General features: G+C 64.5%; 15 protein-coding genes. 13 read left to right on the top strand and 2 right to left on the bottom strand.

Annotated features, from left to right (window positions below; all coding sequences use genetic code 11):
* Nucleotides 1-186: 186 nt before the first annotated feature.
* A complete protein-coding gene (locus AB7008_RS19455; RefSeq protein WP_441259314.1) occupies nucleotides 187-1,563 on the bottom strand; it encodes a calcium-binding protein in 1,377 nt (458 codons plus the stop codon).
* Between the two features lie 1,030 nt (nucleotides 1,564-2,593).
* On the opposite strand from AB7008_RS19455, the gene AB7008_RS19450 reads away from it, so the two are divergent.
* Nucleotides 2,594-3,145, top strand: a complete 552-nt coding sequence (locus AB7008_RS19450) for a hypothetical protein (RefSeq protein ID WP_304493660.1) — start codon at nucleotides 2,594-2,596, stop codon at nucleotides 3,143-3,145.
* A 171-nt stretch (nucleotides 3,146-3,316) separates the two neighbouring features.
* Here AB7008_RS19450 and AB7008_RS19445 read toward each other — a convergent pair whose 3' ends face one another.
* A complete protein-coding gene (locus tag AB7008_RS19445) occupies nucleotides 3,317-5,587 on the bottom strand; it encodes an MHYT domain-containing protein (protein ID WP_304494162.1) in 2,271 nt (756 codons plus the stop codon).
* A gap of 453 nt (nucleotides 5,588-6,040) precedes the next feature.
* On the opposite strand from AB7008_RS19445, the gene AB7008_RS19440 reads away from it, so the two are divergent.
* The 12 genes from AB7008_RS19440 (at nucleotide 6,041) to AB7008_RS19385 (ending at nucleotide 19,566) form a co-directional block, all read left to right on the top strand.
* Entirely contained in the window at nucleotides 6,041-7,291 is a 1,251-nt protein-coding gene (locus AB7008_RS19440) for an ABC transporter substrate-binding protein (protein WP_304493659.1), read from the top strand.
* Nucleotides 7,292-7,427: 136 nt separating this feature from the next.
* Entirely contained in the window at nucleotides 7,428-8,255 is an 828-nt protein-coding gene (locus tag AB7008_RS19435; RefSeq protein WP_028155785.1) for a helix-turn-helix domain-containing protein, read from the top strand.
* 239 nt (nucleotides 8,256-8,494) lie between these two features.
* A complete protein-coding gene (locus AB7008_RS19430) occupies nucleotides 8,495-9,505 on the top strand; it encodes a branched-chain amino acid ABC transporter permease (protein WP_063984340.1) in 1,011 nt (336 codons plus the stop codon).
* Between the two features lies 1 nt (nucleotide 9,506).
* Nucleotides 9,507-10,616 carry a branched-chain amino acid ABC transporter permease gene (locus AB7008_RS19425; protein ID WP_304493658.1) on the top strand — a complete coding sequence of 370 codons (1,110 nt, stop codon included), beginning with the start codon at nucleotides 9,507-9,509 and terminating at the stop codon, nucleotides 10,614-10,616.
* A complete protein-coding gene (locus AB7008_RS19420; RefSeq protein ID WP_304493657.1) occupies nucleotides 10,609-11,391 on the top strand; it encodes an ABC transporter ATP-binding protein in 783 nt (260 codons plus the stop codon). The genes AB7008_RS19425 and AB7008_RS19420 overlap by 8 nt, the downstream gene beginning before the upstream one ends.
* A complete protein-coding gene (locus AB7008_RS19415; protein ID WP_304493656.1) occupies nucleotides 11,384-13,600 on the top strand; it encodes an ABC transporter permease in 2,217 nt (738 codons plus the stop codon). The genes AB7008_RS19420 and AB7008_RS19415 overlap by 8 nt, the downstream gene beginning before the upstream one ends.
* Nucleotides 13,601-13,603: 3 nt before the next feature.
* On the top strand, nucleotides 13,604-14,437 hold the full coding sequence (locus AB7008_RS19410; protein WP_038955857.1) for a phosphoenolpyruvate hydrolase family protein: 834 nt from the start codon (nucleotides 13,604-13,606) through the stop codon (nucleotides 14,435-14,437).
* 25 nt (nucleotides 14,438-14,462) lie between these two features.
* On the top strand, nucleotides 14,463-17,369 hold the full coding sequence (locus AB7008_RS19405) for a flotillin family protein (RefSeq protein WP_304493655.1): 2,907 nt from the start codon (nucleotides 14,463-14,465) through the stop codon (nucleotides 17,367-17,369).
* A 9-nt stretch (nucleotides 17,370-17,378) separates the two neighbouring features.
* Nucleotides 17,379-17,816, top strand: coding sequence for an SRPBCC family protein (locus AB7008_RS19400; RefSeq protein WP_014496426.1), 438 nt, complete (start codon nucleotides 17,379-17,381; stop codon nucleotides 17,814-17,816).
* 5 nt (nucleotides 17,817-17,821) lie between these two features.
* Nucleotides 17,822-18,265 (top strand): SRPBCC family protein, encoded by a 444-nt coding sequence (locus tag AB7008_RS19395; RefSeq protein ID WP_304493654.1) that lies wholly within the window; start codon nucleotides 17,822-17,824, stop codon nucleotides 18,263-18,265.
* Between the two features lie 2 nt (nucleotides 18,266-18,267).
* A complete protein-coding gene (locus tag AB7008_RS19390) occupies nucleotides 18,268-19,086 on the top strand; it encodes an FAD binding domain-containing protein (RefSeq protein WP_304493653.1) in 819 nt (272 codons plus the stop codon).
* Between the two features lie 3 nt (nucleotides 19,087-19,089).
* Nucleotides 19,090-19,566: a (2Fe-2S)-binding protein gene (locus AB7008_RS19385; RefSeq protein ID WP_038941740.1), complete on the top strand. Its 477-nt coding sequence runs from the start codon at nucleotides 19,090-19,092 to the stop codon at nucleotides 19,564-19,566.
* Nucleotides 19,567-19,572: the final 6 nt, after the last annotated feature.

Genomic DNA, 19,572 nt, shown 5'->3' with positions numbered 1-19,572 from the left:
GCGGCGGTAAACGGTTGAAAAATTGCGTGCGATCGAGCGTCAAGACGCCCGCATTTCAACATTCCGCCGTGCGCGGAATGGTACCCCGCCTCTCGACCGCCCCGGTGGTCGCGAGGAATTCCCCAGAGTGGACATGCGCACAGCGCACCGCGCGCATGTCCTTGTTGATGTAGACGACCTACGTGCTTACGAGTGCCACCCGTGATGATCGTTGTGGTGAGACATCCAATCAGACAGATGCGCTACGAACGAGCCTGTGTCCGACGTATCCGTCTGCCCAGAATCGGCATCCGCAGTCGTGTTCGACGTCGCATTGTGACCTCGCCACCAGGAATGATCCCCGAATGAGGGCGACGACGTGCTGGCATTATTGAGCCACTGCGAGAAATCGAGCCCACCACCGTTGTGGTTGTGCCCGCCACCGCCGTTGCCCGCCTGCCAGGACGAACCGCCCCACCAGCCGCCGCCACCGCCGTGGTGATGACCACCCCAGCCGCCAGTATCGGTCGAACCGCCGGTCGACGGATCAGTCGTTCCGTCCGAGCCCGACACGGGAGGGGTGCCTCCGGTGCTACCGCCAGCATCGGCGACCGGCGGCGGGTTGCCGTCCGTGCCTGTGCTGCCGCCAGCGTCCCCAACCGGCGGCGTGTTGCCGTCCGTGCCGGTGCTACCGCCAGCGTCTACCGGCGGCGGCGTGCTGCCGTCCGTACCGGTGCTACCGCCAGCGTCCACCGGCGGCGGCGTGTCGGTCACCGGATCGGTAACAGGATCGGTAACGGGCGGAGCGGTCGCGCCCCCCGTGCCATGGCTCGTATTGTGCGCAAGGAACACCTGCTGCAGTTCCGGCGAGTCCTCGAGCGCAGTGTCGCCATTCTGCGAACCCCAAGCGTAGGCATAGTCAAAGGCAGGATTGGGAACGAGTTCCGCCCAATGATCGATCATTGCCTGCTCTTGCTGGGCAGTCGGCAGCACGTGATGGGTGCCGTTTTCGGTGATCCAGTCGCCGCCACCAAATGTCTGGTAGACCGGAACGATGGAGTCGAGCGGGATTCCGGCTTGCTCAGCGGCAGAGACGTACTTGTCGATCGTGCTGAGGTCGACGTTCGGACGGTCCGTCCACACCGGATACCAATCGAGACCGAAGTAGTCGATGTGGGTATTCGCCTGGTTGTAGCTGTTCATGTAGTTCGGATCGTCCGCTGATCCCATGTTCATCAGGACGGTGAACGTCTTAAGGTTGGGATCGTGTTGATGAATCCAGTCGGATTCAGCCTTCAGATCCGCAGGGTCGGCTTGCGGTCCCCACTGTCCGGTCATATCGGGCTCATCCACCAGGTAGAAGCCGAACACTTTCGGATTGTTGAGGAACGGCGTCACCTGGTCGATGAAGTCCTGAGTCACGCCTTGGTACTGATTGAGCCAGACCAGACCCTGCACGCCATCGGGCAGTGCATTCACCTGGTCGACATAAGAGACGTCCGCAAGATTGAAGCCAGCTTCGGCTGGTGCGAAGTTACCTTGCGAGTCCAGGCCCCCGCCCGCAGCGTAGTGTAATGTTGCCAATGATATTCCCCTGTCAGTGTTGAAAGCCCCCAGTGACCTGTAGGTCTGAGCGCCCGACAACCGATCGTGCGTCCCACCGAGGTGAACGTATGTTTACGTTTGAGGCAGGAATCTCCGTTCCATTGGGCGTAACCAAGGGATTATTGTGCTGAAAGTTTGCACAACAACGCGCCAGCGCTGACCGCCCGATTCGTTGGAAAACTTGTTTTGAAAGACGATTCAACGATATGCGGCTGATCGAGGCCGAGAAGATCAATGTTGAATCTGGCACAACGCCGACGAAATTCCTCAATGCCGGTAGCAGGCAGCAAACCGGATTGATGTCCGCGGATTACCTCCGATGATGGATGTTCTCATCGAAGCGTTTCCGTTGTTCAGTAAAGGGCGTGGAGCAGGTAGAGAGAAGATCCTAGCGGATCAGCGCTCCTGTAAGCCGGTATCGTGGCACCGAAGCTGAACTCGTTTGCGGGGGCAATTGCGAATCGCGGAAGTATTAGGCGCTGGGTTGCCTTGCCGCTCTTTAGCACCGTGGCTGGAGAGCGCTTTTTGTTAGCGCGCGCGAAGCGAATTTGTCCCACCCGTTCGCCGTGCCGCGCGCTGGCGATTTTTCGAGTAGAATCAGCTCATTTGCTGCCGAGGACGCCATGTCAGGATCGGCCCAAACGAACCTCAAGTTTCCGCCGGGTTCACGAATTCAGGTAAAGCCGGCAGCCGGTCCTCGCTTAGCTGGAAAGATCGGGACCGTGGTTGGGGCCGGATACTATCCGAAGAGCCTCCGCGTCATTCTGGACGGATCGAAGGGACCAATAACTCTTCACGTGGACTACGTGGCCATGATCGACACGTGAATCGGGCGCGGCGTTCACGGCTCACTTGCGGCAAAAGGCGTTCTTCAAAGACGCGGTTCGAGTTACTCCAGAAGTATCGCCGGCCTCGGCTCCAGCATTAGGCCGCTCCTTTGACCCATTTCAGCCAATCTTTGTTCGTTGCTCCTTGCTCGGGGCAGGATCCATCAATCCCGGAGCCTGCGATGTTCAAGCAAGTAATTTCTGCGTGCTGCCTCGTTGTGATCACCTCGCTCAATTCAGATGCACGTCCCTATCGCATACAGCACGCCTCCGAATGCAACGTCACCATGCCATGCGACTTTTCGAACTACGCGCAAATCTCGAACCAGCAAAGAGAGGTGCAAGACTCATTGCGGATACACCGAACCAAGCAACTCACCGTCGTCGCCAATACAAATATTGCGGCGCCTGACGGCTCCGTCAGCACTCGGATCGTTGGCGGCCGCCCCGCGGGCTGCCCGTTCTCATTCTGCGGTTGTGCCGCAGCCCTGCGCGTATTTGGTCGCATCGTTCCGGAATTGAATCTCGCGGCAAACTGGCTGAGGTTTCCGCGTACGTCGCCAGCACCAGGAATGGTCGCGGCACGACGCGGGCACGTTTTCGTCCTCGAGCAGCACATCGGTGGCGACGTTTGGATGGCGTACGACGGCAACTCGGGTGGACACACAACGAGAATGCACGCGCGTTCTTTGAGGGGATACACCGTTGTGAATCCGCGCGCCACGCTGACTTGAATTTATCCCTTTATCGAATCGGCAAAACGGTTGCCATGCACCGGCATGCTTTCACTGGGACAGCGGAAAATTCTCGTCGCTGAGGCGCCGTTATTAGCCCCGGTCGAAACACGACCCGGCTGGAGGCAAATGTGCTGGCGGCGCCGATCGGCGGCCGTCAGCCAGACACCGTCAGGCGACGACAGATCTCGCGTGTCCCCGCTCTCGCATCGCTCCCTGGATAGCCCTCTCAAGGGCGGCCTGATCGAACGGCTTCGACAGGCGGTGCAGATTGGAACGCGCGTCGATGGGAAGCTCCGCATACCCGGTGCTCAGGAGGATGACCGTACCGGGACGCTCCACGACCACGGCTTCAGCAAGCTGCAGGCCGGTCATGACCGGCATCGCATAGTCGGTGACGACGAGTTCGACGGTCTGGGTGCGGCGGAGGAGATCCAATGCCTCTTCGCCAGAGCGCGCCTCGACCACCGCATGCCCGAGATCCTCCAGCATTGCCGCTGTATTTTCCAGCACGAGAGGGTCGTCGTCGACCAGAAGCACGGAAAGCCGGCGGTCGGCCCGAAGCATGGGTGCCGGGGACTCCGCTCGCGGTGCCGGCAACGCGGCCTCCTCCTCGGCCACCGGCAGCCAGATCTCGGCCGTCGTGCCCACTCCAAGGCGGCTCTTCAAGACGAGCCTGCCGCCGGACTGCTCGGCGAGGCCGTGAACCATCGATAGTCCGAGCCCGGTGCCTTTGCCGATCCCCTTCGTCGTGAAGAACGGCTCCTGAGCGTGCTTGAGCGTTTCCTCGTCCATGCCGCAGCCGGTGTCGCTCACCGAGAGCGCGACGTAGCGGGGAGCGCCGGCTTCCTGCTGCTCGTCTCTGGCGGAGATGGTTATCAGGCCGCCGGCCGGCATCGCATCACGCGCGTTTACCGCGAGATTGAGGATCGCCAGTTCGAGCTGGTTGGCGTCAATCTTGACGTTTGGCAGGTCCAGCGGAAAGAGTGTGTCGATACGGACGCCTGCCTCGAATTTCAGCAGTGACGCCATGCCCCGCACCAGTGCGGCGATATCGACGACAGCCGGCTTGAGATCCTGTTTGCGAGCGAAAGCGAGCAAGCGCTGGGTTAGCAGTGCGCCCCGCTGCGCGCCTTGCATCGCGTTGTCCACGAGACGCTGTATCTTCGGATCGTCTGTTTGCAGGCGTTTTTTCAGAAGCTCGAGGCTGCCGAGAACGGCGGCGAGCAGGTTGTTAAAATCGTGGGCGACGCCGCCGGTAAGTTGACCGATGGTCTCCATTTTCTGCGACAGCGTCAGCGCTTCGCGTGCCCGATCCAGCGCTTCCTGTGCCCGCCTTCTCTCGCTGATGTCGCGCACGATCTTGGCAAACCCAGTGATCAAGCCGCTTTCGTTCCGTACCGCGACCAGGGTTGCCTCCGCCCAGAAACGGCTGCCATCCCGGCGCACGCGCCAGGCTTCCACTGCCGACTTGCCGTACCGCTCCGCCTCCAGGAGTGCACGTGCCGGCGCCCCGGACGCGCGGTCGTCGTCGGTATGAAGGATCGCGTAGCTGGTCCCTACGATGTCGTCGCCATAACCCATCAGCCGGCGCGCCCCGAGATTCCAGCTTCCCACGGCCCCATTCGGCTCGATCATGAACATGGCGTGATCGGCGATGCCCTCCACCAGGAGCCGAAAGCGTTCTTCACTTCGCTTCAGCGCGCTGGCCTCGCGTTGGGCGCGCTCCGCCGAGGCCCGATCGTAGACGGCAGCGGCAATCCCAATGCTCAGGATCAGGATGGTGGCGCCGGCGATCAGAAATGCCAGCGGCGCCCGACCCACGAAATGTCCAGCGTGTCCCGCCACGGTGTTCGCAGGCTGGAACGCGGCACCTTCCATAGCCGCGTAATGCATGCCGGAGATCGCGAGACCCATCACAAGTCCTGCAAACAGCCGCTGCGTCGCATTTGTCTTGCGAAAGGCAAGCCAGAGCGCCACGACCGAAGCGCACATCGCGATCACGACCGAGAGCACGACCCACCGAGGATCGTACGCGACGGATGCCGCCATTCTCATCGCACCCATGCCCGTATAGTGCATGCCGGATATGCCAAGCCCCATCGCCAAGCCGGACACCAGGAGCGCCTGCGGGCGTCTTCCGACCACGGCAAAGGCCGCGGCCGCGACAACAATGGGGACGACAAGCGACAGAAAGGTGAGGAATGGATCGTAGGAGATCTCGACCCCGGGCAGCCTGAAAGCCAGCATGCCGACGAAATGCATGGACCAAATGCCGCCGCCCATGGCGGTGGCCGCGGCTGCAAGCCAAGCCGGACGAGCCCGCCCAGACGCGGCACGCATCCGGGTCGCGAGGTCGAGCGCTGTGTAGGAGGCGAGCGCGGCGATCAGGATCGACAGCGCCACAAGAACGGGATCGTGAGAGGCCGTATGGTGATTCATTTCCACCAGATGGTAATGGAAATCCGGGGCAAATTCACCCTAGGTTGAATAGCGGCGGCGGGATCAGGGCCCGGCCGGCCGCGATCCGTGGCACCCTGTCGGCAAATTCAGGCTGGCTCCAGCCAGCCGCCGGGGGGCTGTTCCCGCCCCACCTTCCCTTGGGGATTTGAACCGGACCAGGCCTGTGCTGGGTCAGGCTCCATGCACGGACCATGCGGAGGATCGTGCCCCTCACGCGCCGCCCTTCATATTGGGCAAGCCGGTCGCCTATTGCACCGCGAAGCCAATTGCGCCGCAACATTCAAAATGAGACTGCCCGTCAAGCCGCGCGATGCGCCCATACGTGCACTGCATCCGACTTCGGTTAGCCTTCGTTCAACAGCCGGGCGCCTTTCGGGAGCCACGGCGGCCGCGCCAATTCAGCGAAAATTTGGCCATAGAGGGAGGAATGCAATGTTGAAATGCAGTGTGGGACTGATCGCGCTAAGCAGCCTTTTCCTTTCAGGCGCGGCAATCGCCCAGGAAAAGATCAAGGTCGGCATCACGGCAACGCTGGAAGGCACCTACACGGTGCTCGGCGAGGACGGCATGCGCGGCCATCAGACGGCGCTCAATGTGCTCGGCAAGAAGGTCGGCGACAAAGAGCTTGAATTCATCGTTGCTTCGACCGACGCGACGCCGGATTCCGCGGTGCGCGCCGTACGCAAGCTGATCGAGCAGGACAAGGTGCAGATCCTGTTGTCGCCGCTCTCCGGCGACGAGGGCATTGCGGTCAAGAACTTCGCCAAGACGCATCCGGAGCTGACTTTCATCAACGCTGCCTCCGGCGCGCAAGAAACCACCTATGTCGATCCCGCTCCGAACTTCTTCCGCTACAACATGGACGGCGCGCAGTGGCAGGTGGGCCTCGGCAAATACGCCTATGAAACCAAGAAATATCGCAAGATCGCGACCGTCGGCGAGGACTATTCCTTCATCTACACCCAGGTGTTCGGCCTCGTGCTCGAATTTTGCGGCGCCGGCGGCCAGGTCACCAACCGGCAATGGGTGCCGCTCGGCACCAAGGATTTTGCCTCCGTCATCGCGGCGCTGCCCGACGATGTCGATGCGATCTATCTCGGCCTCGGCGGGGCGGATGCCGTCAACTTCCTGAACCAGTACCAGCAGGCGGGCGGCAAGGCGCATCTGATGGGCGGCTCCATCATGATCGACCAGACCATCCTGTCCTCGAAAGGCAACGCCAAGAATGCGCTGGTCGGCACCATCGCGGCGAGCGGCCAGGCCGACACCTGGGAGGATCCGGGCTGGCAGAAGTTCGTGAAGGCGTATCAGGACGCGTTTCCGCCCAACAAGCGCTTCCCGAGCCCGTCGCTTCTTGCGACCAACTATTACGGCTCGACCATGGCGCTGATCCTCGCGCTGCGCGAGGTCAATGGCGATCTTTCCAATAACCAGGCCAAGTACAAGGAGGCCCTGGCCAAGATCGAGATCGACGCACCGAACGGCAAGATCAAGCTTGACGCCAACCGCCAGGCGATCGGCACCAACTTCGTCACCGAGGTCGTCGATGACGGCAAGGGCGCGCTGTTCAGCAAGGTCGTGAAGGTGATCCCGAACGTGAACCAGACGCTCGGTTACGATCCGGCGGTGTTCGCCAAGATCGGACTGCCGAGCCGTACGGTCCCGGAATGTAAGAAGTACTGACGCATTCACCGGCGCTCGTTTCGCTTGCTCTCCGGCAACCGGGAGCGATTTGCAGGCGCGATATCTTGTGCTCTTGCAATCTCGCCCCGGTTGTTGAACGCTGACTGAAAAGACAAGAACATTCGGGAGGGAAGGCATGAGCCGGGCGCTTGCCGTCTTTCACGGCCGGTTCGGTCGCGCGACGGTCTATCAGTTGAACCGCCCTTTCAACGTGCACGCACATCGCGAAGGTCATCTGATCTTCCATGTCGGCGGCCTGTCCGCATGCATCGACGTCGGTAACGGGCACTACGACCTTACGGAAAGCTCCATCGTTGCGGTCAATCCCTGGGAGCCCCACAATTTCCTGCCGTCCGATCTCGACGGTGGCGCGATCTTCTTCGTGCTCTACGTCAATCCGGAGTGGTTCGCACCCGATGCGCCCGGCGCCGACCGCCTGCGTTTCGGCCGCACCCAGTTCAAGCGCACGGTCGCACTCGACAAGCACATCCGACGAACCGCAGCACTGGTGTGCGGCGCACCGTCACTCTCCAGCCTCGATGCCGAGCTGCGGCGGCTGATCGACATCTGCTACGACGAAAGTTGGCAGCAGGCCGAGATCGCGCGCGACGCGCGCACGGCCGGCGCCGTCACCGACTTCCGCGTGCGCAAATGCATCAAGCTGATGTCGGAAAGTCCGGGCGCCGAAATGGAGCTCGACACGATCGCGCGCGAATCCGGTTTGTCGCGACCGCATTTCTACCGGTTATTCCGCACCCAGACCGGCGTCACGCCACATCTCTACCTCAACACCCTGATCATGGAACAGGCGCTGGAAGCCCTTGTCGCCGGCGAAGCACCGATCGCCGACATCGGCTTCGACCTCGGCTTCTCCTCGCAGAGCGGCTTCACACGCTTCTTCACCGCCAATGTCGGGATGGCGCCGACCGATTACCGCCGCGCCGCCAAGGTTTTGCGGGCCTGACCGCGCGCGAAAAGATACTGACGATCAAACGCTCCCCTTGTGCCCTCGCTAAGATGGTCGGAACGCGATCCCGAAAAGAGGATCGCAAGTCCGGGAGGACGCACGTCCATGGCGAGGTACGCAGCCTGCGCAAGGCTGTTCGACCAGCGTTCAGCGGATGAGGCAGCGCGGGGTCGAAGCGGCCTGATCGCGCCCTCTTCACGCTTGCGGGGGCGCGAGGCGGGGATGAGGCAGTTGACATGACCCGCTTCGTCGAACGTCATCCGGCCTGGGCCCTGATCGTGATCATCGCGATCGCACTTGCATTGTGGCTGACCTTGGCGGTGTGGCCGCCCGGACTTGAAGAGGCGATCGGCCGCAAGCGGGTCTTCCTGAACGCCGTGTTCAACGGCATCACGCTCGGCGGCCTCTACTTCCTTGTCGCGAGCGGTTTCACCCTGATCTTCGGCCTGATGCGCAACGTCAACCTCGCGCACGGCTCGCTGTATTTGTTCGGTGGCTATGTCGGCTACGCCATCAGCGCCTCGACCGGCTCCTGGCTCCTCAGCTTCATCGTCGCCTTCATCCTGACGGCACTGGTCGGCGTCCTGCTTCAGCTCATCGTCTTCCGCCGCATGGAGGGCCAGGACCTGAGGCAGACCATGGTGACGATCGGGCTCTCGATCGTCTTCGCCGACCTGATGCTGTGGGCTTGCGGCGGCGACTTCTATCAGATCCAGACGCCGAACTGGCTGATCGGCCCGATCGAGCTGCCGCTGGTCACTGCGGTGAAATCCTCGGGCGAACCGGTCTATCTCCGCTATCCCCTGGTCCGGCTGGTGATCTTCGCCGCGTCCGTCGTGATCGGCCTGGCGATGTGGCTTGCGCTCAACCGCACACGCATCGGCATGATCATCCGCGCCGGCGTCGACGATCGCGACATCCTGGCCGCGACCGGAGTGCGGATCCAGCTCGTCTTCGTGCTGGTCTTTGCGCTCGGTGCCGGGCTTGCCGGCATCGCCGGCGTCGTCGGCGGCACCTTCCAGTCGCTCTCGCCCGGCGAAGACATCCGCTTCCTGCTTGCCTCGCTCGTCGTCGTCATTGTCGGCGGCATGGGCTCGATCCCCGGTGCCGCGCTCGGCGCGCTGATCATCGGCCTCGCCGAACAGCTCGGTTCGGTCTACATCCCGACCTACGCCATCGTCGTGACTTTCCTGATCATGGTGCTGGTACTGGCAGTCCGGCCGCAAGGCCTGTTGGCGAGGCGCTGAGATGTCGCTCGCCCACGACGCCCGCGTCACTGTCCGTCCCGCCGCAGCGGCGCAGCGCCCCAAATTGCGCGGTTGGCCGGAGATCAATAATCCCGCAGCCTGGATCGTCGCGGCCATTCTCCTGATCATGCCGCTGATCGCCAACGGCTTCTTCCTGATCGAGATCTTTGCGACCACGCTGATCCTCGGCATCATGGCGCTGAGCCTGATGTTCCTCGCCGGTTACGGCGGCATGGTCAGCCTGATGCAGCTCACCATCGCAGGCTTCTCCGCATATATGGTCGCGGTGTTCGGCGTCAGCGGCAACGCCAATATCAGCCTGGGTTGGCCGTGGTGGCTCGCGGTCCCGATGGCGCTCGCACTCGCGACCCTGTTCGGCACGCTTGGCGGCGCGCTGGCGGTGCGCACCGAGGGCATCTACACCATCATGATCACGCTCGCGATCGGCGCGGCTTTCTATTACTTCACCAACCAGAACTGGGCGATCTTCAACGGCCACACCGGCATCAACACTGTTGCAACGCCGCATTTCTGGGGCGTCAACTGGCGCGCCGACATTCCCTTCTATTACATCGTGCTCGCGGTCGCTGCGCTGTGCTACTTCGCCGTTGAATACATCTCCCGCGCACCGTTCGGCCTGGCGCTGCAGGGTGTGCGAGACAATCCCCGCCGCATGGCGGCGCTCGGCTTCAACGTCAATGCGCACCGCGTCGCCGCCTACGCCTTCGCGTCCTTTGTCGCGGCGCTGGCCGGCGTTCTCCAGGTCTGGAACTACCGGCAGATCTCGCCCGGTTCCGTGAGCGTCGGCGCCTGCATCGATATTCTCATCATCGCCGTGGTCGGCGGCATCACGCGTCCCATCGGGCCCTTCATCGGCGCGCTGATCTTCGTGCTGCTACGCACCTTCGCGCTCGACTTCCTGGTCAAGCTCGGGCTCGACGGCAACCGCTTCCGGCTGCTGATCGGCCTCGGTTTCCTCGCCATCGTCTTCTGGTCCTCGGACGGCGTGATCGGGCTCTGGCAGAGCTGGCGACAGCGCCAGCGATCCGGCGCGGCCCGTTCAAGCGAACGTCACGGCCGAGGATCTGATCAAGGATCCGGTCATGGATAGCGTCGCGCAACGCCTCTCGGCCGTCGGCGCCGGCGCAGCGCTGGAGCTTCGCGGCGTGACGCGCCTGTTCGGCGCGCTGGCCGCGCTCACCGACGTCACCATTACGGTGCGCCCCGGCGAGCGGCGCGCGGTGCTCGGCTCGAACGGTGCCGGAAAAACCACCCTGTTCAACTGCATCACGGGCGATTTCCCGCCCTCCTCCGGCACCATCAGGTTCTTCGGCGAGGACGTCACCCACTTCCCGCCCTACGAGCGCATCCGCCGCGGCCTGCGCCGGACCTACCAGATCTCCGCGCTCTTTCCCGGTCTCACCGTCCAGGACAACGTCTACCTCGCCTGCCGCGGCGTCTCGCGCGGCCGCTTCTCCTTCCTGCGCCCCGGACAGAACGACGCACTGATGAACGCGGCCGACAATCTCGTGCAGGCCGTCCATCTCACAGGCGTGAAGGACCAGCGCGTCGCCGAGCTTGCGCATGGCCAGCAGCGCCAGCTCGAGATCGCACTGGCGCTCGCCGGAGCGCCGCGTTTCGTGTTGTTCGACGAGCCGGCCGCGGGCCTGTCTCCGACCGAGCGCGCCGAGCTGGTCGAGATCCTGACCTCGTTGCCGGCGCATATCGGCTATATCATCATCGAGCACGACATGGACGTGGCGCTACGCGTCGTCGAGAGCGTCACGATGATGCACAACGGGCGCATCTTCAAGGAAGGCCTGCCGCAGGAGATCCAGTCCGATCCCGAGGTGCAGGAGCTTTACCTTGGAGGCGGCCATGAATGAGGTCCGCCGCTCGGCCGCCGCCGCCCTCGAAGTCCGCGGCCTCGACGTCTACTACGGGCATTCGCATGCGCTGCAGGGCGTGGACCTGACGCTCGAAGCCGGCGTATTCTCGGTGGTCGGTCGCAACGGCATGGGCAAGACCACGCTGTGCAAGGCGATCATGGGACTGGTGCCTGTCAGCGGCGGCTCGATCCGCGTCCGCGGCGACGACATCACCCGGCGGCCGCCCGCCCACATAGCCCGGCTCGGCGTCGGCTACGTGCCGCAGGGCCGGCGACTGTGGCGCTCGCTCAGCGTCGACGAGCATCTGCAGCTTGCCGCGGGCCTGCGGCGGGGGGCTTGGACGGTCGAGCGCATCTACGAGACCTTTCCGCGATTGGCCGAGCGCAAGGATCATGGTGGCGGCCAGCTCTCCGGCGGCGAGCAGCAGATGCTGGCGATCTCCCGCGCGCTGCTCACCAATCCGCAGCTCCTGATCATGGACGAGCCGACCGAGGGGCTTGCGCCCGTCATCGTCGCCCAGGTCGAGGAGATGCTGGTACGGCTTGGCGAGGACGGCGACATGTCCGTGCTCGTGATCGAGCAGAACATCGGTGTGGCCACAGCCGTCTCGCGCAACGTCGCGATCATGGTCAACGGCCGCATCAACCGCATCATCGATTCCGTGCGCCTTGCCGCGGACCGGGAGTTGCAGCAGCGCCTGCTCGGCGTCGGACTCCACGCCGAGCTCGAGCCCGCAGCCGACATGCCGGCTGCAGGCACCGAGGCGAAGGCCGCACCGCAGCCGTCCCGTCCAGGCGGCCCGATCCGCGTCTACATCTCCAACCCGACGCCCCCCACCCGATGGTCACAGCCGGTCCCGATCGCCCGCATCGAGGCCGCCGCCCGCACGCTCTCGACACAGGTGGCGCGTCTCGACGAGACCGCCCGGCGCCGGCGCGAGCCGGTCGCGGCGCAAACGCAGGGGCCCCCGGTCGTGCTCGTCGTCGGCACGCTCGACACCAAGGGCACAGAGCTTCGCTTCATCCGCGACATCATCGCCGGGAGCGGCCTGCGCACGCGACTGGTCGATGTCTCCACCAGCGGTCGGCACGCAACCAGCGACGTCTCAGCCCAGGAGATCGCCTTGAACCATGGGCGCGGTGGATCGGCGGTGTTCGGACCCGACCGCGGCGCTGCCGTCACCGCGATGGCCGATGCCTTCGCCAGCTGGCTGCGACGCCAGAGCAATGTTGCAGGCGTCATTTCGGCGGGCGGTTCGGGCGCAGCGTCATTGGTCGCGCCGGGGATGCGGACTCTTCCGGTTGGGGTGCCCAAGCTGATCATCTCCTCCGTCGCCTCCGGCGACGTCGGGCCCTATGTCGGCCCCGCCGACATTACCATGATGTATTCGGTCACCGACGTGCAGGGCCTCAACTCGATCTCGCGTGCCGTGCTCGCCAATGGCGCCAATGCGCTGGCCGGGATGGTCAGGGCGCGCCTCGATCAGCACGCGCGGAAGGATCGCGGCGACGGCGGATTGCCGTCGGTCGGCATCACCATGTTCGGCGTCACCACGCCGGCGGTCCAGAAGATCGCGTCCGACCTGCGCGAGGATTTCGAGTGCCTCGTCTTCCACGCCACCGGCGTCGGCGGCCGCTCGATGGAGAAACTCGTCGATTCCGGACAGATCGCGGGCGTCATCGATCTCACCACCACGGAAATCTGCGATCTCCTGATGGGTGGCGTGTTCCCGGCGACCGACGACCGTTTCGGCGCCATCATCCGCAGCCGCCTGCCTTACGTCGGCTCGGTGGGCGCGCTCGACATGGTGAATTTCGGCGCCCCGGACACCATTCCGGAGCGCTACCGCGGCCGCAAATTCCACGTCCACAACCCGCAGGTCACCCTGATGCGGACCACGGCGGAGGAAAACGAACGCATGGGCCGCTGGATCGCCGAGCGGCTCAACCAGATGGACGGCCCGGTGCGCTTCTTCCTGCCCGAGGGCGGCGTCTCCGCGCTCGACGCACGAGGACAGCCATTCTGGGATCCCGATGCCGACGCGGCGCTGTTCCGTGCGCTGGAGCGGAACGTGCGGCAGACCGCTAACCGTCAGCTCATCCGCGTCCCCAAGAACATCAACGATCCCGAGTTCGCCTCCACCATTGTCAGCGCGTTCCGGACCTTGTTCGGCCGCACCGGGGCGCGCCGGAGACTAGCGAGGTGACCGATGGCCCGGTTTGAACGCGCAGAACTGTTGAAGCGCTTCCGCGACATGGCAAAGCGCGGCGAGCCCATCATCGGCGGCGGCGCCGGCACCGGCCTGTCGGCCAAGTGCGAGGAAGCCGGTGGCGTCGATCTCATCGTCATCTACAATTCCGGCCGCTATCGCATGGCCGGCCGCGGCTCGCTTGCAGGATTGATGGCTTATGGCGACGCCAACGCCATCGTGCTGGAGATGGCCGGCGAAGTGCTGCCCGTCGTGACCAGGACGCCGGTGCTCGCTGGCGTCAATGGTACGGATCCGTTCCGCGACATGGATGTTTTCCTGGACCAGTTGAAGGCGCTCGGTTTCGCCGGCGTGCAGAACTTTCCGACCGTCGGCCTGATCGACGGAGTGTTCCGCGCCAATCTCGAAGAGACCGGCATGTCCTACGCGCTCGAGATCGACATGATCGCAAAGGCGCGCGAGAAGGACCTGCTGACGACGCCCTACGTCTTTACCGAGAAGGAAGCCGCCGCGATGGCGATCGCGGGCGCGGATATCATCGTCTGTCACCTCGGCCTCACGACCGGGGGGACCATCGGCGCGCAGACCGCGCCCAAGCTCAAGGATTGCCCGGCGCGCATCGACACCTGGGCCTCCGCCGCGCTCAGCGTCAATCCGGACATTCTTGTGCTCGCCCATGGCGGCCCGATCGCCGATCCGGACGACGCCGATTTCATCATGAAGAACACCCGCTACTGCCACGGCTTTTACGGCGCCTCCTCGATGGAGCGGCTGCCGGTCGAGCGGGCGCTGACGGATCAGGTACGCAAATTCAAGGCGATCGGCGCGCGATAACGCCGGAAGGTCGAGGGAGGGAAGCATGTCAGGGACTCTGGTCGGTGAATTGATCCTCTGGCTGATCGTCGCCATCGTGGTGATCGTGGTCGGCGTCTACATCGTGAACTGGCTCTACCATCGCTCGTCCAAGGAGACCTCATTCGTCCGGACCGGCCTGCTCGGCGAGCGCGTCGTGATCAACGGCGGCGCGTTCGTGCTGCCCTTCATCCACGACTACACGCCCGTCAACATGAACGTGCAGCCGATGGGCATCGTGCGCTCCCGGCAGGACGCCGTGATCACCCGTGACCGCATGCGCGTCGACATCGAGGCCGACTTCTATGTCCGCGTCCAGGCGACCCGCGAAGCCGTGTCGATCGCCGCCGCCACGCTCGGCCGCCGCACCATGGAGCCTGAGCAGCTCCACGCCCTCCTCGCCGGCAAATTCATCTCCGCGATCCGTTCGATAGCCTCTGAGATGACCCTGGAACAGATGCACGAGCAACGCGGCGAGTATGTGGCCCGCGTCAAGGCGAACGCGGCCGAGGCCCTCGCTCAGAACGGACTCGAGCTGGAATCCGTCGCGATCACCGATCTCGACCAGACCGATCTCGAATTCTTCAACCCCTCGAACCGCTTCGACGCCGAAGGTCTGACACGCTTGATGGAGGACATCGAGGCCAAGCGCAAACTGCGCAACGACATCGAGCAGGATTCGATGATCAAGATCCGCTCCCGGAATCTGGAGGCCGAGCGACAGGCCCTCGAGATCGAGCGCGAAAGCGAGACGGCGCGCCTCGAGCAGGAGCGCGACATCGAGATGCGCCGCGCCCTGCAACGCACCGAGGTCGCGCGTGAGCGGGCCCTGCGCGAGACCGAGGCCGAGCAGGCGCAGATTTCCGCGCGGGAGACCATCGAGAAGGCTCGCATCGCCAACGACCAGGCGATCGCGGAAGCCCGTATCGCGTCCGAGCGCGAGACCCGCCAGCGGGAGATCGAGCGCACCCGCACCATCGAGGAGAAGGAACTGCTCGCCCGCGAGGAGGTCGAAAAGACCCGGATCGCCAACCAGCGGTCGATCGACACCAGCCGCATCGCCTCTGAGCGCGAGGTGCGCCAGCGTGAAATCGAGCGGATGCGTACAATCGAGGAAGCCGAGATCGCCGCCCGCGAGGCGATCGAGAAAGCGCGTATCCAGCAGGACCGGGTGGTGACCGACGCCCGTATTGCCAATGAAGAAGAGACACGGCGCCGCGAGATCGAGCGGACCCGCGCCGTGGACGAAGCCGAGATCGCCGCCCGCGAGGCGACCGAAAAGGCCCGCATCGCACAGACCATGATTGTCAATGTCGAGCGCATCGCGTCGGACGAGCGCACCCGCGCGCTTGAGATCCAGCAGGTGCGCACGATCCAGGAAGCCGAGATCGAAGCCCAGCGCGCGGTCGAGGCTGCGCGCATCGCGCGCGAGCGGACGCTTGCCGCCGATCGCATCGCCGCCGAGCAGAATACGCGGCAATTGGAGATCGAGCGAAACCAGGCGCTCGACGTCGCGGGAATCAGTGCGCGCGAAGCCACCGAAGCCACCCGTATCGCCCAGGAGGAACGCGTTCGTTCACTCGAGATCGCCCGCAACCGCGCCGTCGAGGAAGCCGATATCGCCTCCCGCGAAGCGATCGAGGCCGCTCGCATCGCGCAGGAGAAGGCCATCGCGGCCGAGCGGATCCAGGCCGACAGGGAGACCAAGGCGCTGGAGATCGAGCGGACTGCTGCAGTCGAGGCGGCTGACCTCAAGCGACGCGACGTGATCGAGCGCCAGCGCATCGGCGTCGATCTCGCGCTGGAGTCCGAGCGGATCAATTCGTCCAAGAAGCGCGAAGTGCTCAATATCGAGCAGAAGAAGGCCATCGAGATCGCGGACGAGGATCGCGTCATCGCGCTCTCCACCAAGCGCTCGGAACGCATCGACGCCGACCGCCAGGTCAAGCAGGCCGAGATCGTCGCACGCAAGGACGTCGAGACCACCGACGTCTCGCGCGAGCAGGCGCTGGAGGCGGCGCGGATCGAACGCCGCCGCTCGATCGAGCAGCTCGAGGTCGCCCGCGTCCAGTCGCTGCAGGAAGCCGAGATCGCCGCGCGCGAAGAGGTCGAGCGTGCCCGCATTTCGTCGGATCGCGGCCTGGATGAAGCCCGCATCGGCCGCGAGCGCGAGCTGCGCAAGCTCGAAGTCAACCGCGAGAAGGAGGTCGAGACCGTTCTGATGGAGAAGGCGATCGCGATCCACCTGAAATCGCTGGAGGAGTCCGCGGCAAGGGCCTCGGCCGAGGAAGCGCGGATGCATGCGACGGAGGCCACCGAGCGTGTCATCACCGCGCGCGAAAACGAGATCGCCAGGCGTCGCAAGAGCGTGGAAATCGTGATCGCCGAGAAGCAGGCCGAGGAGACCCGAATTGCCGCCGAAGCCGAGCGCGTGCGCGCGGCCGTCGAGGCCGAGGCGCAGCGGCTGCTCAACGAGGCCGAGAACGTGCTGTCCGACCAGGCTCGCTACTCGCTGTTCCGCAGGAAGCTGCTCGACCGCATCGAAGGCATCGTGCGCGAGAGCGTCAAGCCGATGGAGAAGATCGAGGGCATCCGCATCCTCCAGGTCGACGGCCTCAACGGCAACGGCCATGGCGGCAATGGCGGCCGCAGCGCCACCGACGAGGTGATCGACTCGGCGCTGCGCTACCGCGTCCAGGCGCCGCTCATCGATTCGCTTCTGGCGGATATCGGCGTCGAGGGTGGCAGCCTCGCCAAGATGCCGGGCTTGATCCGCGAGGCCCGCGACATGCAAGGCATCAAGGAGTCCGCCCGCAAGGGCGGCGGCGGAGGCGGCGAGAAACCGGCTGCGGCTCCCTCGCCTTCCACCGAGGGCGAGCCGCCCGCGGAGCGCAGCCCCCGGAAGAAGAGCTGAGGTCGCATCATGGCCCGCGTCTATGTCTCAACCGTCGTCAATGCGCGCAACGATCGCGTCTGGGCGCGGGTGCGCGACTTCAACGGCATGCCGAACTGGCATCCCGCGATCGCGGAAAGCCGTATCGAAGGCGGCGAGCCCTCGGACAAGATCGGCTGTGTCAGGGATTTTCGCCTGCGCAACGGCGACCGCATCCGCGAGAAGCTGCTCGGCCTTTCCGACTACGACATGTTCTGCACCTATTCGATCCTGGAATCCCCCATGGGCGTGGAGAACTATGTCGCGACGTTGCGGCTGACGCCGGTCACCGACGGCGACCAGACTTTCATGGAATGGACCGCCGAGTTCGACTGCGCACCCGAACGGGAAGCCGAGCTCGTCGGCAATATCGGTGGCGGCGTGTTCCAGGGCGGCTTCGACGCCCTCAAGCGCCAGTTCGGAGGGTGAGGTCCGTGCCGCATATCGTGAAAAGCACGATCCTGGATGCGCCCAGCGATGTGGTGTGGGACGTGCTGCGCGATTTCAACGGACACGATCGCTGGCATCCGGCGGTCGCGAGCTCCACGATCGAGCGCGCGCACTCCCCTGACAAGATCGGCTGTATCAGGCGCTTCAAGCTGCAGGACGGATCGGAGCTGCGCGAGCAATTGCTGGCGCTCTCCGATCTCGAGCAGACCTTCAGCTACTGCCTGCTCGATACGCCGGTGCCGATGTTCAACTACGTGGCGCACGTCCGCCTGCTGCCGGTGACCGATGGCGACCGCACCTTCTGGCACTGGGAGTCGCGCTTCAGCACCAGGCCGGAGGACCGCGATCGCATCGTCCACATGGTCGCGGAAGACATCTACCAAGCCGGCTTCGAGGCGATCCGCCGGCACCTGAAGGAGGCGGCATAGCAATGGCCGTGACAGTGAAGACTTTTGCCAGCACCAGCGAAGCGGCCGGCGCGCTGTCGGCAGATCGCGGCGCACGCTATCTCGGCGGCGGGACGCTGGTGATGCGAGCGCTGAACGAGGGTGACGTCTCCGTCTCGACCGTCATCCGCGCCAGCGACCAAGCCCTGACCCGCATCGACGCGTCGGGCCCGCGCGTGATGCTCGGGGCGGGCATCACCTTCGCAAGAATCCTCGCCGAGCGCGACCTCGGCTTCCTGCACGCCCCTGCCCGCTCGATCGGCGGACCTGCGGTGCGCAACATGGGCACGGTCGGGGGCAACCTGTTCGCGCCAAGTCCTTATGGCGACTTCACGGTGGCGCTGCTTGCGCTCGACGCCACCGTCGCCGTGCAAGGCGGCTTTGGCACGCGCGACATCGCCATCGAAGAGTTCTTGCAGTCGCGCGAGCGGCAGGCCGGCACGCTGGTGCTCTCGGTGTCCTTCGCACGGCCGGCGAGCGCGGACGCCTTCCGCTACCACAAGGTCGCCCGTATCAAGCCAAAGGGCGGCTCTGTCATTACGCTCGCAGCCCATCTGCCGATCAGCGGCGGCCGGATCGCCGGGGCACGGATCGCGCTGGGCTCGATGGCGCCGACCCAGATTCGGGCACGCGCCGCCGAGCGGGTGCTCGAGGGACGCTCGCTGGATGCCGCGACCATCGCAGCCGCGGCGTCCGCCGTCACCGAGGGCACCTCACCCTTCGACAATGCTCTCGGCAGCGCTTGGTATCGCCGCGAGATCGCCGGCGTCCACCTGCGCCGTCTCCTCTCGGGTCAGGAATAGCTCATGGCCAAGACCGCCCTGCAATTTCGTCATAACGGCCGCGACGTCGCGATCTTCGTCGATGGCGGCACCAATTTGCTTGTCGCACTGCGCGAACTGATCGGCGATATGACGCCGAAATTCGGCTGCGGCCAGGGCGGCTGTGGCACCTGCAGTGTGCTGATCGACGGCGAGCTGCACCTGTCATGCCTGACGCTGGCGGAAACCGTCGCCGGCCGATCGGTGGAGACGCTCGACGGCCTCAAGCAGGGCCCGAACCTGCATCCGCTCCAGCGTGCGTTCGCCGACAATTTTGCCGCCCAATGCGGCTACTGCACACCGGGCATGCTGATGGCCGCAAAGGCGCTGCTCGATCGCAATCCGCAGCCTAGCCGCGCCGAGGTCGTCGAGGCGATCTCCGGCAACATCTGCCGCTGCACCGGCTACGAACCCATCATCGATGCCATCCTTGCCGCTTCGGGCGGCCGGGCCAGTGCCTAAAGGATT

The sequence above is a fragment of the Bradyrhizobium sp. 521_C7_N1_3 genome (assembly GCF_052075975.1).
In the GTDB taxonomy this organism is placed as follows: domain Bacteria; phylum Pseudomonadota; class Alphaproteobacteria; order Rhizobiales; family Xanthobacteraceae; genus Bradyrhizobium; species Bradyrhizobium japonicum.
Note: the sequence above shows the minus strand (reverse complement) of the source record. Positions and strands in the feature narration are given on the sequence as shown.

Bases quoted from the DNA above. Each gene is read 5' to 3' on its own strand.
- AB7008_RS19450 (WP_304493660.1), top strand. From the start codon at position 2,594: ATGTTCAAGCAAGTAATTTCTGCGTGCTGCCTCGTTGTGATCACCTCG.
- AB7008_RS19445 (WP_304494162.1), bottom strand. From the start codon at position 5,587: ATGAATCACCATACGGCCTCTCACGATCCCGTTCTTGTGGCGCTGTCG.
- AB7008_RS19440 (WP_304493659.1), top strand. From the start codon at position 6,041: ATGTTGAAATGCAGTGTGGGACTGATCGCGCTAAGCAGCCTTTTCCTT.
- AB7008_RS19435 (WP_028155785.1), top strand. From the start codon at position 7,428: ATGAGCCGGGCGCTTGCCGTCTTTCACGGCCGGTTCGGTCGCGCGACG.
- AB7008_RS19430 (WP_063984340.1), top strand. From the start codon at position 8,495: ATGACCCGCTTCGTCGAACGTCATCCGGCCTGGGCCCTGATCGTGATC.
- AB7008_RS19425 (WP_304493658.1), top strand. From the start codon at position 9,507: ATGTCGCTCGCCCACGACGCCCGCGTCACTGTCCGTCCCGCCGCAGCG.
- AB7008_RS19420 (WP_304493657.1), top strand. From the start codon at position 10,609: ATGGATAGCGTCGCGCAACGCCTCTCGGCCGTCGGCGCCGGCGCAGCG.
- AB7008_RS19415 (WP_304493656.1), top strand. From the start codon at position 11,384: ATGAATGAGGTCCGCCGCTCGGCCGCCGCCGCCCTCGAAGTCCGCGGC.
- AB7008_RS19410 (WP_038955857.1), top strand. From the start codon at position 13,604: ATGGCCCGGTTTGAACGCGCAGAACTGTTGAAGCGCTTCCGCGACATG.
- AB7008_RS19405 (WP_304493655.1), top strand. From the start codon at position 14,463: ATGTCAGGGACTCTGGTCGGTGAATTGATCCTCTGGCTGATCGTCGCC.
- AB7008_RS19400 (WP_014496426.1), top strand. From the start codon at position 17,379: ATGGCCCGCGTCTATGTCTCAACCGTCGTCAATGCGCGCAACGATCGC.
- AB7008_RS19390 (WP_304493653.1), top strand. From the start codon at position 18,268: ATGGCCGTGACAGTGAAGACTTTTGCCAGCACCAGCGAAGCGGCCGGC.
- AB7008_RS19385 (WP_038941740.1), top strand. From the start codon at position 19,090: ATGGCCAAGACCGCCCTGCAATTTCGTCATAACGGCCGCGACGTCGCG.